The sequence below is a fragment of the Paractinoplanes ferrugineus genome, from assembly GCF_016862195.1.
GTDB lineage: Bacteria > Actinomycetota > Actinomycetes > Mycobacteriales > Micromonosporaceae > Actinoplanes > Actinoplanes ferrugineus.
This window is the reverse complement of the sequence record NZ_BOMM01000045.1, coordinates 75,779-89,015: the sequence shown is the minus strand read 5'-3', so window position 1 is coordinate 89,015 and position 13,237 is coordinate 75,779. Positions and strand designations below refer to the sequence as shown.

9 protein-coding genes and 1 pseudogene are annotated in these 13,237 nt (G+C 69.8%); 5 read left to right on the top strand and 5 right to left on the bottom strand.

Annotated features, from left to right (window positions below; genetic code table 11):
* Nucleotides 1-73: 73 nt before the first annotated feature.
* The gene (locus tag Afe05nite_RS24170) at nt 74-1,879 is read right to left on the bottom strand and encodes a carbohydrate-binding module family 20 domain-containing protein (protein WP_203819463.1); all 1,806 of its coding nucleotides are present in this window, start codon (nt 1,877-1,879) and stop codon (nt 74-76) included.
* 161 nt (nt 1,880-2,040) lie between these two features.
* On the bottom strand, nt 2,041-4,722 hold the full coding sequence (locus Afe05nite_RS24165; protein ID WP_203819462.1) for an alpha-amylase family glycosyl hydrolase: 2,682 nt from the start codon (nt 4,720-4,722) through the stop codon (nt 2,041-2,043).
* 273 nt (nt 4,723-4,995) lie between these two features.
* On the opposite strand from Afe05nite_RS24165, the gene Afe05nite_RS24160 reads away from it, so the two are divergent.
* The 4 genes from Afe05nite_RS24160 to Afe05nite_RS24145 all read left to right on the top strand — a co-directional run bounded on the left by Afe05nite_RS24160 (nt 4,996) and on the right by Afe05nite_RS24145 (nt 7,855).
* Nucleotides 4,996-5,517 (top strand): hypothetical protein, encoded by a 522-nt coding sequence (locus Afe05nite_RS24160; protein WP_239118152.1) that lies wholly within the window; start codon nt 4,996-4,998, stop codon nt 5,515-5,517.
* Nucleotides 5,518-5,565: 48 nt separating this feature from the next.
* Entirely contained in the window at nt 5,566-6,597 is a 1,032-nt protein-coding gene (locus Afe05nite_RS24155) for a lysylphosphatidylglycerol synthase transmembrane domain-containing protein (RefSeq protein ID WP_239118151.1), read from the top strand.
* A gap of 8 nt (nt 6,598-6,605) precedes the next feature.
* Nucleotides 6,606-7,094, top strand: coding sequence for a glutathione peroxidase (locus Afe05nite_RS24150; protein ID WP_203819461.1), 489 nt, complete (start codon nt 6,606-6,608; stop codon nt 7,092-7,094).
* 68 nt (nt 7,095-7,162) lie between these two features.
* Nucleotides 7,163-7,855 carry a SprT-like domain-containing protein gene (locus tag Afe05nite_RS24145; protein ID WP_203819460.1) on the top strand — a complete coding sequence of 231 codons (693 nt, stop codon included), beginning with the start codon at nt 7,163-7,165 and terminating at the stop codon, nt 7,853-7,855.
* Here Afe05nite_RS24145 and Afe05nite_RS24140 read toward each other — a convergent pair.
* Nucleotides 7,846-7,983, bottom strand: a pseudogene (locus Afe05nite_RS24140) (NAD(P)-binding protein); the annotation flags it as partial. The gene Afe05nite_RS24145 and the pseudogene Afe05nite_RS24140 sit on opposite strands and share 10 nt — an antisense overlap.
* Between Afe05nite_RS24140 and Afe05nite_RS24135 the strand changes: the two are divergent.
* The gene (locus tag Afe05nite_RS24135) at nt 7,982-9,427 is read left to right on the top strand and encodes a tetratricopeptide repeat-containing protein (RefSeq protein ID WP_203819459.1); all 1,446 of its coding nucleotides are present in this window, start codon (nt 7,982-7,984) and stop codon (nt 9,425-9,427) included. The pseudogene Afe05nite_RS24140 and the gene Afe05nite_RS24135 overlap by 2 nt on opposite strands.
* On the opposite strand, the gene Afe05nite_RS24130 is transcribed toward Afe05nite_RS24135, so the two are convergent.
* Both Afe05nite_RS24130 and Afe05nite_RS24125 read right to left on the bottom strand, forming a co-directional pair.
* On the bottom strand, nt 9,424-12,525 hold the full coding sequence (locus Afe05nite_RS24130) for a helicase HerA domain-containing protein (protein WP_239118150.1): 3,102 nt from the start codon (nt 12,523-12,525) through the stop codon (nt 9,424-9,426). The two genes, Afe05nite_RS24135 and Afe05nite_RS24130, sit on opposite strands and share 4 nt — an antisense overlap.
* Nucleotides 12,522-13,133, bottom strand: coding sequence for a hypothetical protein (locus tag Afe05nite_RS24125; RefSeq protein WP_203819458.1), 612 nt, complete (start codon nt 13,131-13,133; stop codon nt 12,522-12,524). Before Afe05nite_RS24125 ends, Afe05nite_RS24130 begins: the two co-directional genes overlap by 4 nt.
* Between the last annotated feature and the right edge of the window lie 104 nt (nt 13,134-13,237).

Genomic DNA, 13,237 nt, shown 5'->3' with positions numbered 1-13,237 from the left:
GAAGCGCGTCATTCTGGTCAGGGCGCAGCCGAGCGGGGACCCGGCTCGGCCGGATCCCCGCGTCAGCCGGCGGTCAGCGCCAGGTGTCGCTCACCGACTTCGTGCACGCGGAACCGGTGTTCAGCGTGCGGTTCGAGCCGGACTCCCAGGTGACCGCGGAGCCGTTCTTCTTCACGTACTTGTATTCGACAGTGGTGTTCGGGGGCAGGTTGACGGTGCCGGTCCAGACCGGGTAGCTCGCCGAGGACAGGGCCACCCCGCCGCTGGTGTTCCAGTTGCTGAGGGCGGACTGGTTGCCGAGCACGTAGATGTTCTCGCCCCACACCGTCGTCGCGTTGACGCCGAACGACACGGCCACCGAGGTGCAGGACCCCGGCGGGGTAGTGGTCGGGGCGGTGGTCGGGGTTCCGCTGCCGGACGTACGGGCGTTGACGTGCAGCGCCACCATGCCGTTGGCGGGAACGGTGGCGGTGAACGTGCCGGACGAGCTCACCGCGTACGTCGTACCCGTGCAGGTGCCGTTGGTGAAGTCGCCGTTCGCGACGTCGCAGTAGGTGCCGGCGGGCAGGGACGTCTGGAAGGTGCGGTTGAGAGAGCCGCCGCGGTTGAAGGCGGCGTAGGCGGCCGAGCCGCGGCCGAACGCGATCTGGTTGCCGCCGTTGGACCACCAGTTGGTGAGCGCCGTGCCGGCCGCGGCGTTGTGGAAGGCGACCAGGTTGGCGGTGGTCCGCCAGCGGTGCTCACAGGCCCAGCCGGACGAACAGTTGACCGCGCTGGTCGTACCGTTGGACGCGGCGGGCGGACCGGCGTCCGCGTTGCTGAACGTGAACGACGACATGACCGACGGCGTGCCGTACGGGTAGGCCAGCATGAACGCCTCGGCCAGTGCGTACGTCGTGCCGTCCTTGTAGGTCAGTTTGGCCCGCCCGTTGCGCTGGGTGTCGTGGTTGTCGATGAACGCGACGCCGTCGCCGCTGGACACGAGCATCTGACCGGGCAGGGACGCGAGTCCCGACATGTTGCCGTCGCGGAACGCGTTGCCGACCACGTCGCCGTAGCGGAACTCGGTCACGTCGCCGATGCCGGTGTACTCGGTCGGGCTGATCTCGCCGGAGCCGCCCTCGATGGTCTCCTGGAAGATGTACGGCGAGCCGTTGAGCGCCCCGTAGATCGCCGCCAGGTCGGCGGCCGGGACGTGCTTGGCCGCGTCGACCCGGAAGCCGTCGACACCGAGCGAGATCAGGTCGTTGAGGAAGCCGACGATCTTGCCGCGGACGTAGGACGACTCGGTGGCCAGGTCGGACAGGTCGACCAGCTCGCAGTTCTGCACCTCGTAGCGGTCGCCGTAGTTGACGATGTCGTCGTTGCCGTTGCGCCCGCAGTGGTGGAAGTCGTTGTTACCGTAGGCGACCGCCGGGTAGGAGTAGTGACTGTAGGTGGAGCCGGCGCTGCCGGCGCCGGTGGACGCGCCACCGGCCATGTGGTTGATGACCGCGTCCACGTAGATCTTCACACCGGCCGTGTGGCAGGTCTGGACCATGCTCGCGAACGCGGCCCGGTCACCGCGGCGGGTGGTCAGCTGGTAGCTGACCGGCTGGTAGTCCTGCCACCACGGGTAACCGGCGGACGGCAACACCACGTGTTCCTGCGGCGGCGACACCTGCACCGCGCCGAAACCCTTGGGACCGAGCACGTTCGTGCACTCCGAGGCGATCGACGCCCACGGCCATTCGAAAAGGTGCACCATCACGTCGCGCGGGCCCGGATTGGCGTCCGTCTTCGCGTCGGCGTCATGCGGCCGCCCGACCGCAACAACGGCAACCGCCACCATCAGCAGCGTTATTACGGGTATGACCCATCGTCTGGTTGTTCGGCTCATCGGGGACCTCCACAAGGCGGGGACGGGGACGGGGTGTTCTCGCCAGGGCCGGAAGAAAGGCCGCCAGCGACGGGGGAGAACGGAACGGGCGGAACGCGGGGGGTTGCGGCAGGCGGAACGGCGCCGGCTTCGAACGCCGAGGCAGCTGTACGCGGTCCAGGTCAGCGAAGGTACGGCCCATCGGAGCCCACCTTTCCGGGAGCCGGATTGCCCGCCAGCGACAACACGTACACCGCCAGGTCGCCCTTGCCGCTCACCGACGCGTTGAGCGTTCCGCCGGTGACGGTCCGGACGTCACCGGACACGGCATCGGTGTAGGTGCCGTTGGGGATCCCGGCGAAAGTGGCGTTCCCCGAGACCGAGACGAGAGCGAAACTGTCCACCGGCCCCGAGGTGTAGCGGCGTTTGAAGGCGAGGTTGCCGCTGACGCCCTCGGTCGAGTACTGGCCCATCTGCAGGGCCGGGACGGCCCGCCGGATCTGGTTGAGCCGTTGCAGGTGCTTGACCAGCGGCTGGGCGAGGGTGCCGGCGACGGCGCCACTGGCGTTCGCGACGACGCCGTAATCGGCGGCGGTCACCGAGCCCTCGATCTTGTCGCCGTAATAGGCGCGACCGGTGTTGGCGAGCGGGCACGTCGGCCCGCAGTCGATCTGTTTGCCGGCCTGGAACTCGATCTCCGAGCCGTAGTAGAGGGTGGGGATGCCGCGGAACGTCCACATCAGCGACATGTTCTCGGCCCACGCGTCGGTGCCGCCGGAATAGCGGAAGTTGGACTTGTTCGGCCCGTAGTCGTGCGAGTCCACGTAGACGACGTTGTAGGTGGCGTCGTTCACCGAGTCGTCCGAGTCCTTGCCGTTGTGGAAGGCGTTGGACGCGTCCGAGAAGTTCATGTGCATCCGCATGTCGATGATGTTCATGCCGGAGAACTGGCTGCGGTCCGGGGCGTGATAGGCGTTGCCGGTCAGGAACGCGTTGGTGCTTGTCGGCTGATCGGCCGTACCCGCGTTGTTCTCGTAGTCGAACTGGTCGAGCGCCGCCTGCACGTCGTCGTCGGTGTACGCCTTACGCTCTTTCCACGTGTAGAACTGGGCCGAATGGTTGACCGAGCCGCGGTTCCACTTGTCGTTGACGAACGCGGCGACCTCACCGAACACGTAGAAGTCGTCGGCCTTGGCCGCCCCGTACTTCTGGACGAGGTGCTCGCGCATCGCCGGGAGGAACCGGCGGTTCCAGGTGACGCGCGGGATGTGTACGGCGGTGTCGATCCGGAAGCCGTCCACCCCCATGTCGATGTACCTGTTGTAGGCGTCGATCAGGTACTTCTGGACGACCGGGTTCTCGGTGTCGAAGTCGGCCAGGTCGTCGTGCAGCCAGCAGGAGCGCGAGTCCTCGCCCTCCCAGTTGCCGATCCAGCACTGGTGGTAGTAGGCCGACGGGAACATTCCGGAGGTCGGCGACGGCCACTGGCAGTTGTGGTTGGCGTAGCCCTGCGGACTGTAGGTCCCATTTGTCGTACCCCAGTGACGGCAGGTGTTCCCGGCCGGCTCGGCGGTGCTCCAGAGATCGCCGTTGTAGGTCCGGCCCTGGGCCAGTTCGTTCTGCCGCGTGGTCAGCGTCGGGTCGGTGCCGTGGAACTCGTCGAGCGGGTCGTAGGTCCGGCCGTCGGCCTTGGCGGAGTACATCCAGTCCCACTGGCCGTCCTTGGCGCCCCACACGGTCGGCACGAACAGCCCCTTGGCACCCCACCGGGACGAGTGGTTGTAGACCACGTCCTGGTAGATCTTCAGGCCCTTGGTGTGAGCTTTGTCGATCAGGTCCTGGTACGTGGAGCCGGGGGACTCCAGGCGGGTGTCGACCCGGTAGAAGTCCCAGCCGTGGTACCCGTGGTAGTCGTAGTCCGACCGGTTGAGCACCACCGGCGTGATCCAGATGGCCGAGAAGCCGAGGCCCTTGATGTAGTCGAGCTTGTCGATCAGGCCCTTGAAGTCGCCGCGGAACATCGGGTCGTGGCCGGCCGCGTTACCCGACGTGACATCCGCGCTGCCCCCGCGGTCGTTCGACGTGTCCCCGTCGTAAAACCGGGCGGTCATCGCGAAATAGATGGTCTCCTTGCGCGGGTCACCGCCGAGCATCTCGCCGCCGGCCGCCGGCGGTGGCGCGTCGCCGGTGGTCACCGGGACGGTCGCGCTGGGCGCGGAGAGGTTGCCGGCGGCGTCGACGGCCCGGACGGTGTACGTGTACGTCGTCCGCGCCGCCGGTGACCTGTCGACGTAGCCGGCCGAACCGCTGGTCAGCACCGTGGTGCCGGCGCTCCCACCGGTTCGGGTGAGCCGGTAGCCGGTGACCCCGCGATCGTCGGTCGAGGCCGTCCAGCCGAGCGTCACCGTCACGTGGTCGACGGTCGCCTTGAGCGCGCCCGGCGCCGACGGTGCGGTCGTGTCGGCCGGCACCGCGCCGCACGGGTCGCCCGCGTCCCCGGTCAGGACGCCGCCGGTGACGGTCGAAGTGCCGGTGTTCAGCCGGTAGTCGGCCCCGTTGTTGTTGTCCCAGGTGCCCGACCCGTTGTTGAAGGTGACCTGCAGGCCGCCGGCGCTGCCGAGGTCGACGGTCTTGACGTACCAGCCGGCGCATGAGGCGGCGCCCATCGCCACGCCGGGCACGGTCGTCCACGCCCCGCCGTTCGGCGCGTAGTGGATGTTGACGGTGCTCCAGGCCGGCGGGGCCTTGTAATAGACGGTCGCGGTGTTGGCCGCGGCCGCCGAGGTGGGCGCGACCGCCGGCGAGGCGGCGGTGACCACCGCGACGGCCGCGACCGACCACCAGGGGCGGCGTATTTCGGGCATGGGAATCCTCCAACGACCTGGGGTGTCGATCGCAGGACGGGGTGCGTCGAAACCGGTGACACGGGCGTAATCCCGCGTTCACATTGATGAGGACCGTAGCAATACCTTGCATGCTTTGGAAGACCTTCCATCAATTCCCGCAAGGCTTGCAAGACGAGCCGGTCCTGTCGCCCCCGCTGCCCAGGCCGGGCAATAACTCGGGGTCGTGCGGTGGACGCCCGTCACTGCCCCGGTACAGTGCTGCGGCACAGCTAAAGCTCTGGGGAGGATTCGTTGGGCGCTTCGGGGTGGGACTATTACGTGCCCTACCAGCCCGACCGGTTTGCGGCCTTTGTGGCACTGCGGCAGGTGGTCTTCGAGAGCGGTGAATACTGGTGGGCGGTGCCCGGCGAGCCCGGGAAGATGGCCCGCGAATATGACAACCGGCCCCGGACCGAGGACGAGCTGTGGGCCGTCGAGGCGGTCCGGCTGGCCGGCACGCACTCCATCCTCGACATGTACCGCGTGCTCGACGACGGCGAGAAGCCCAACTACGGCTGGCTGCCCTACGCCTACGAGACGTTCGAGGAGTACATGGCGCTGGTCAAGGAGCACGGCAACCCGGAGTACGGCATCATCGTCCCGCTCTCGGACGACGAGGCGATCGCCGCGACCGGTTCGGTGAAGCTGACCCACGACCATGTCGAGAAGATCACCGAGTTCGCCCGATACCGTGGAATAGGGCGATGTGTGGTGCTTCATGATGCCAGCGGAACCCCTGCTGAGCTGTATTTCTGGGGATACTCCGGCGACTGATCTCACACCGGGTAGCCGGATCATGACCTGGTACGTCAGGATCGGCCGGTGCCCCTCGACCAGCCCGCCGCCCGATCCTGGTGGGCCCGTCTGCGCCTGCCGCTGCTGATCGTCGCGGGCCTGGCGCTCGCCGCGCTCGGGCTCTGGGGCCGGCTGCCCGACCCGCTGGCCTTCGTCACGGCGCTCACCGAGGCCGACTACTGGTGGGTCAGCCTGGCGGTCGCTCTCCAGGTGGCCTCGCTCGCCGCTTTCGCGTGGCAGCAAAAGCAACTGCTAGGCGCTTTGGGCGTACGCGTGACCGCGCGCCGCACCGCCGCGGTGACCCTGGCCCGCACCGCCATCTCCATCTCGATGCCGGCCGGCGCCGCCGTGTCGGCGGGTTACGCGGTGAAGGAATACCAGCGCGGCGGGGCCAGCAAGGAGATCTCCGCCGCCTCGATGATCGTCTCCGGGCTGGCCTCGATCGGCGGCCTGACCCTGCTCTATCTGGTCGGTGGCCTCGCCATGCTGGGCCGCGACCCGGCCCTGCTGCTGAGCCCGCGGCCGCTCGCCGTGGTCGGTGGGCTGGCCCTGCTGACCACCGGGGCGGTGCTCGCCGGCCGGCGGCTGCCCGCCTTCACCACCCGCATCGGCCGGGACGGCCGGGTGCTCCGCTGGGTCCGCGCCATCCTGGCCTCGGCCCGTGACGCGTGGCAGGCCGGGGCGTCGCTGCGGGCCCGGGACTGGATCGCGGGTCTGCTGTTCTTCGCCGTCAACTGGCTGACCGACCTGCTGTGCCTGGTCGCGACGTGCCGCGCGGTCGGCCTCCCGGTCGGGGTCACCACGCTGGCCGGCCTCTACCTCGGCGTGCAGGTCGTCCGCCAGGTGCCACTGACCCCGGGCGGCGTGGGCGTGGTCGACACGGCACTGGTGGCGGGACTCACCGCGGTCGGGGCCACCGCGGTGGAGGCGGCCGCCGCCGTACTGATCTATCGTTTGATCTCCTGCTGGCTGTTGCTTCCGGCGGGCGGCATAGCCGCCCTGACGCTGCGCCGCGGCAGGCCTCGCACTGTCCGGCCTCGTCGCCGGGTCGCTCGTTAGGAGAACGCGTGTCCGAGATCTACGACGTCCAGATCGCCGACCTGCAGGGCAAGCCGCTCGACCTCGGTCAGTTCCGGGGCACCGCCGCGCTTGTCGTCAACGTCGCGTCGAAGTGCGGGCTGACCCCGCAGTACGGTGCGCTGGAGGAGCTCCACGAGCGGTACGCCGATCGGGGCTTCACCGTGCTGGGCGTGCCGTGCAACCAGTTCGGCGGCCAGGAGCCGGGCACCTCCGAGGAGATCTCCGAGTTCTGCAGCGCGACCTACGGCGTGACCTTCCCGATGACCGAGAAGGTCGAGGTCAACGGCGACGACCGGCACGAGCTCTACCGGTCCCTGGTGGCGAAGCCGGACGACGAGGGCTACACCGGCGACATCCGGTGGAACTTCGAGAAGTTCCTGGTCGGCCCGGACGGCACGATCGTCGCCCGGTTCGGCCCGCGCACCACCCCCGACGACCCGGCCGTGGTCTCGGCCATCGAGTCGGTGCTGCGCTAGCGATAGGCTGTCGACCCCGCCCGGCGTGGCACCATTGGCCGGCGCGTGCACGGCAGGGAGCAGCGGGGTTGGAACTGACTGAAGCGAGGCGGCTCGCCTGCGGGCTGATGGCCCGGCACGGGCTGCGCGGGTGGCGGCTGGTGTTCGACAACGCCAAGACCCGGGCCGGGGTGTGCCGCTACGACCGCAAGGAGATCGGCCTGTCCGGCCCGCTGGTCGCGCTCTACGAGGTCGACCAGGTCACCGACACCGTGCTGCACGAGATCGCGCACGCCATGGCCGGTCCGCGACACGGCCACGACCGGGTGTGGCGGGCCACCGCGCGCCGGATCGGCTGCTCGGGGGAGCGGTGCATGCCGGCCGACGCGCCGAGCGTCGAGGGCCCGTGGGTGGGCGTGTGCCCGGCCGGCCACCGCACCACCGCCCACCGGCGCCCGATCCGGGTGAAGTCGTGCCGGGACTGCTCGCGCGGCTTCACCGAGTCCGCGATCTACACCTGGACACACCAGGGCGACCCGGCGCCGATGGACCCGCGGTACGACGCCGAGCTGGCGCGCATCCGCAACCGGTCCACCGCGCCGGCCCCGCCGGTGCGGGTGCCGGTCCAGGTCGGCGAGCGCGTGCGGGTGACCGGCACCGGCAAGTACGCGGGCCTGCCCGGCACCGTCGTCAAGTGTGGCCGCACGCGCTACCAGGTGCAGACTCGCGTCGGGCTGCTGAGCGTGTCGTTCACCGCGGTCTCGCCCCTCCGCATCACCTGACCGCCGGCGCGCACCTCGGGTGCCTTCTCGACCACGGTGACGGTGAAGCCGTAGCGGTGCAGCCAGTAGGCGAGAGCCGGTCCGGCGATGCCGGCGCCCGGCTTGCGGCCGCTAAACTCCGCGCCCATGAGCGTTCTCGATGAGGGGCTGGCGCTGCTCCGCGACGGCCGCGTGCAGGACGCCGAGGAACTGATGAAACGCGCCGTTCGCCGGGCCGCGTCAGACCACGGCGAGAAAAGCCCCGCCTGGGCGTCGGCCCAGTCCGACATGGGCAACGTGCTGCTGCGCGCCGACCAGCCGGCCTGGGCCGCCGAGTGCTTCCGGTCGGCGGTCTCGGCACCGGACGTCCCGCTCGAGGACCGGCTCAGCTACCAGCTCAACCTCGGCATCGCGCTGACCCTCAGCGACCGTCTCGACGAGGCCGCCGAAACCCTCTGGAAGACCCGCGCCGGCCGCCTCGACCTGTGGGGCGCCGAGCACGTCGGCTACGCGGCCGCCCTCGAACCCTGCGCCGAGGTGCTGTTCCGGCTCGGCGACCACAAGGGCGCACTGGAGGCGATCGAGGAGGCGGCCTCGATCTTCCAGAAAGCCGGCCACCAGCGCCTCGCCGGCTCGGTCGCGTTGCGCGCCGTGATCCGCCAGGCCGACGGCCGGACCACCGGACTGTTCGGTGGCTTGACCGACCTGCCCGACCACGTGGTCGAACAGGTCGCCACGATCGCCGCCGTCCGGGTGCGCCAGGGCGTCGACCCGGGCGCCGCGTACATGCTGGTCGCCCAGCTGGCCAACGCCCTGCGCGACCGCCTCGGCCCCGACCACCCGGCGACCGTCGAGGCCTTCGGCAACCTGGCCGACCTGGCCGGGCAGCGAGGCGATCACAACGGCCGGGTGGCGGCACTGCGGCGGGTGCTCGCCGTCTACGACCGGCAGAACCGGGCTGAGGCCGGCCTGGCCGCCGCGACCAGCATCGCCGAGGCGTTGAGCGAGGCCGGCGAAACGGCGAAGAGCCTGCTGAGGTACGAGGACGCAGCCGCCCGAGCCGAACGACTGGGTGGCGCCGGCCGGGTGAGTCAGGCCCACTTCGACTGGGGTCTCGCGCTGCTCAACGCGGGTCAACTCGAACCGGCCGCCACCCGCCTCGGCGAAGCGTTCACCGCCGCCCGCGACGCCGACGACGCCGAGCTACTGGGAAGCGTCGCCGCCGCGTACGGAATCTGCCAGCAGCATCTCAGCCGCCCGGCCGAAGCCCGCCGAGCCCTGGAGGAAGCCCTCGCCGTCCTCACTCCCCAGCACGACGCCGCCCATGCCGCGCGGACGCACCTGGTCGCGCTGCTCGACGACCAGGACTGCGGTTGCACCGGCTTGCGGGCGGCCGTCGAGGAGGCCTACCGCGAGTTCGTCATGTCGCGGATGCCCTCCGGTCTGCTGGTGCGCTTCGACGTCCGGATCGTCGGCAACAATTTCCAGTTCGACTTCGAACTGCAGCGCGAACTGGCCGAGGACGAGGCCCGCCAGTTCGAGGAGATCGTCCAGGCCGGCCACGCCGAGTTCAGCCGCCAGATGGCAGGTTAGCTCCCGTCCGTGGGGTTCCGGCCGTGCTCCGCTCTGGCGCGCTGAAGGACTTCCTCGGCGGTCAGAGCGCTCTTCGGGTGGTAACTCAGGCACATGGGCGTGCTCAGCCGGCGGAACGGTTTGCCCTCGGCGACCGCGTAGAACTCGCCTGCCTTGAGCCGCGAGATCTCCAGCACCGCGCTCCCCTTGGCCTGCGCCACTTCCTTGGCCGCGGCGATCTGCGTGGGACTGTTCAGGAAGCCGTAGAACTGCGTCGCCGCGTTGCCCACGATCCGGTTGTGGATGCCTCTCGGCGCCTGGGTGGCGAAGATGAGACCGAGACCGTACTTGCGGGCCTGACTGGCCAGCGCCAGCGCGCTTTCGGTGCACGCGGTGGCGGAGCCGGAAGGGACCAATGTCTGGGCCTCGTCCATCACGAAGAGCCCGCCGAGCGGCCGGTCACCGGCGGGATGACGTTTGATCCAGGCGAACAGCGCCATCTGCAGCTGGTTCACGAAACTCTGCCGCTGCTCGTCGGTGGGAAGCCCGATGAAGTTGACCACCGAGATGCGGGCCCGTTTCCCAGGGGCCGGGGTCATCAGCACGCCCGGGTCCAGGGGCACCCCGGCCCCGCCGAAGAGCGGATCGTTGACCATGGCGGCCTGCAGCGTCTCGGCCATGTCGGCGGCCAGCTCGTACGCCTTGGCCAGGGTGGCCGCCTCGTGCGGGAGGTCCTTGAGCAGGTCGACGAAGTCGGACAGTCCGCCACCACCGAGGCGGCCGAAATGAGCCATCGCCTGCCGGAGCACGGCCCGTCCGCGGTCCGCCTTGGCGGTGTTCGCGGCCATCCGGGCGCGCGGGGCCAGGGCGGCGACCGCGGCGTCGAGAGCCAGTGCGAACTCGTCGGGCTCGTCCAGCACGGCGGCGAAGTCCGGCAGGGGTTGCAGGCTGAGCGGCCGGCCCGCCTCCCGCCGCGGCGTCCACACCACGACGTCGGTGCCGTCGAGATAGTCGGCGGCCATCCGCGCATCCTCCGGCCGCCACTCCGGGGGTGGTGCGGGCCAGGGATCGCCGAGGCGGGCGAGGTCGTTGTTGGGGTCCAGCACGATCGAGGAGACGCCGTGGATCGCGCACTCCTCGATCAGGCGGCGGATGAGCACGGTCTTGCCCGACCCGGAGCCGGCGAAGATGACGGCGTGCTTGCGGAGTGACTCGAGCGTGGCCCGCACCGGCTTCCCGTCGGCGCGGCCGAGGCCGATCTCGTGCTCCGCTGCCGGCTCGTCGTCGTGTTCCGGGGTGCTCTCCAGCGGCGGCGTTCCCGCCGAGGGCGGCCCGAAGATGGCTGTGAGCAGGGTGGTGTTCCAGGCCGGTTGGCGCGACACCAACCAGTGCGGCAGAGCCGGTTCGTGCTCGTCGAGCATGGTGGCGAGGGCGTCGAAGGTGCGCAGGTCGTCCTCGGAGACGTCGGTGATGATGCCGCCCAGGTCGAGGAACTCCTGGCGGACGCGCCGGCTGACCGCGCCGCTGGGCCAGTCGATGTTGCGCAGCAGCACGGCGCGGCGCTTGTGGATCGCCGGATCGAGGTTGGCGAAGTCGCGCAGCCGGCGAAGTCTCGTCTGCACGGCTCGGTGGTGCGGATGCGCGAGTGCCCGGAACGACCACTGCGCCTCGTCCTCGGTGGTGTCGTCGAGGGTCTCGCGCAGCCAGGCGTGCAGCGACGGGCTGCCGTCCTCACCCGGCTGCACCTTGTACCGGCTCCGGCGGTCACCCTGCTCGATGGTCCAGGCGCGCAGGCCCGCGTCGAGCAGCCGGGGCATCACCTGATCCTCGGTGCCGGGGTTGAGCGCGGCACCGACCTTGGACTGCTCGCGAAGTTCCGACAGCCGCTCGTCGAACTTCGTCAGGTGTTCCGGCGGCGTGTCCGGGGCGATCCGCTGGGCCGGGCGGGCCACCGAGCCGAGGTCGGTGAGATGCACCACGACGTCGTTGTCCAGACAGGATTCGACGTGGTCGTCGGCCCGCTGCAGCAGTTGGCGGGGGGTGATGTCGGCGGCGGTGCGGAAGGCTTCCGGCCGGATCGGCCAGGTCGGGTACGGCGGTACGAACTCGGCCGTCTCGAAGAACGGCTCGAATTTGGCCGCCAGCAGACTCTCGGCGACCTCCGGTGAGGGGAGGACGCTGAGCCGGGTCTCCTGCCGGAACCGGTTGGTGACCGAGTCGGTGGCGGACTGCTTGATGAGGTTCCACGAGGTGGGCAGGCAGGCGACGATCGTGACCGTCCGGCTCAGCGCCTCGCGCAACTGCATCAGGCCGTTGCCCAGGTCGGCGGCAAGATCGACAGGCTCGCCCGCCGACGTCCGGGCCTGGGCGAAGATGGTGTCGATCTGGTCCACCGCGAGCATGGTCGGCCCGGTGATGGCCAGCAGCCGGGAGATCTCCTCGGCGACGTCCTGCGGCTTCTTGAGGCTGCGGGGAATGCCCCACTTCTCCAGGGATTCCACCGTCCCGTCGTCGGCGGACAGCAACCAGCTCTCCGCGGCGTCGGCGACATTTTCGTCGGGTGAGGCCACCAGGACCAGAGCACGCAGGGTGTGCCGGCAGTCGCGTCCCGCCTCCGGGTAGGCCCGCCGCACCCCGGCGGCCAACTGATCCAGGGCTTCCGGGGTGATCGGCTGGTCACCGCGCACCATGAGCCGCGTCGCGTTGGTCACCTGTGCGATCTCGGCGAGAGCGCCGAGCAGGACGGAGAGCTGCAGATGCCGGTACGAGCCGGAGCGCCGCAGCCCGCGCAGGAACGCGTGCACGATGTTCGTCCAGAAGCTACGCCCGTCCGCGACGCCCATCAGGAAGAAGTAGCCGTGCCGGCGCTGCACCTGCTCGCGCGCCCACCGCACCAGATGTGTCTTGCCGGCGCCCTGCCGCCCCTCGATCACCAGGCCCAGGGGGCATCGCGCCCGGCTGTTCTCGGCCTCCTCGAAGGCGCGCAGCAGGACTTTGCCGACGTCACCGTTCAACTCGTCGATGTGGATGTCGAGCGGCGACCAGACATCCTCCTGCGTCGGAGCCCAGTCCAGCCTGCTGAGTTCGGAGAGCGCACGGCGCTCGGCCACCTCGATCACAGCGCGCCGATCGCGATCAGATGCATGTCCTCTCCACCGACGCTTATCGCCGCCGCGCGTGCATCGTCGGTCAGGGCCCGGCGGTTCGGGTCGGGGTCGAGATGGATCTGCTTGCGGCGGCTCAGGTCGAGCAGCGTGGCGTCGAGCTCGGCCCGGGGAACGCCGGTGAGCCGGCCCCTGACCTTCGCCAGCTCCACCAGGTCACCGGCCTGCTCGGCGAGTTCGCCGTAGACCCGGCGGAGGCCGTCCTCGGCGGACTCCGCCAGCACGAAGACGTCGGCGAGCTGGTAGTCCAGCGTCTGCATGAGGCGGTCGAGGTTGCGCAGCGTCGCGTAGTGCAGGCGCCAGGCCGGCGAGGCCTTGGCCGGCGGCTCGGCGGTCAGCTCCGCGCGTGCCCGCGCCCAGCCCTTGTCGGTGAGTTCATGGAAGATCGCCTGCCGCGCGCCTTTCCGCCACATGATCAACTTCTCGTCGCTCAATTGATCACGGTCGGGCTTCTTGATCGTCACACCGAAGCGATTCTGCAGATCCGGGTTGGACGCCTCGGAAACGTGGATCATGAGAGCGATCAATGCCTGCCGGGCTGAGGTGCTGAGGGCGACTGCCATGGGAAGCATCATGGTGGGTGCGCGGCGATATCGCGATAGTCCAGCATGACATTAACTACTACGCACTCCCCTCGAGCGATCAAGCCTGTCCCGGATGATCGGAA

Bases quoted from the DNA above. Each gene is read 5' to 3' on its own strand.
- Afe05nite_RS24170 (WP_203819463.1), bottom strand. From the start codon at position 1,879: ATGAGCCGAACAACCAGACGATGGGTCATACCCGTAATAACGCTGCTG.
- Afe05nite_RS24165 (WP_203819462.1), bottom strand. From the start codon at position 4,722: ATGCCCGAAATACGCCGCCCCTGGTGGTCGGTCGCGGCCGTCGCGGTG.
- Afe05nite_RS24135 (WP_203819459.1), top strand. From the start codon at position 7,982: ATGAGCGTTCTCGATGAGGGGCTGGCGCTGCTCCGCGACGGCCGCGTG.
- Afe05nite_RS24125 (WP_203819458.1), bottom strand. From the start codon at position 13,133: ATGGCAGTCGCCCTCAGCACCTCAGCCCGGCAGGCATTGATCGCTCTC.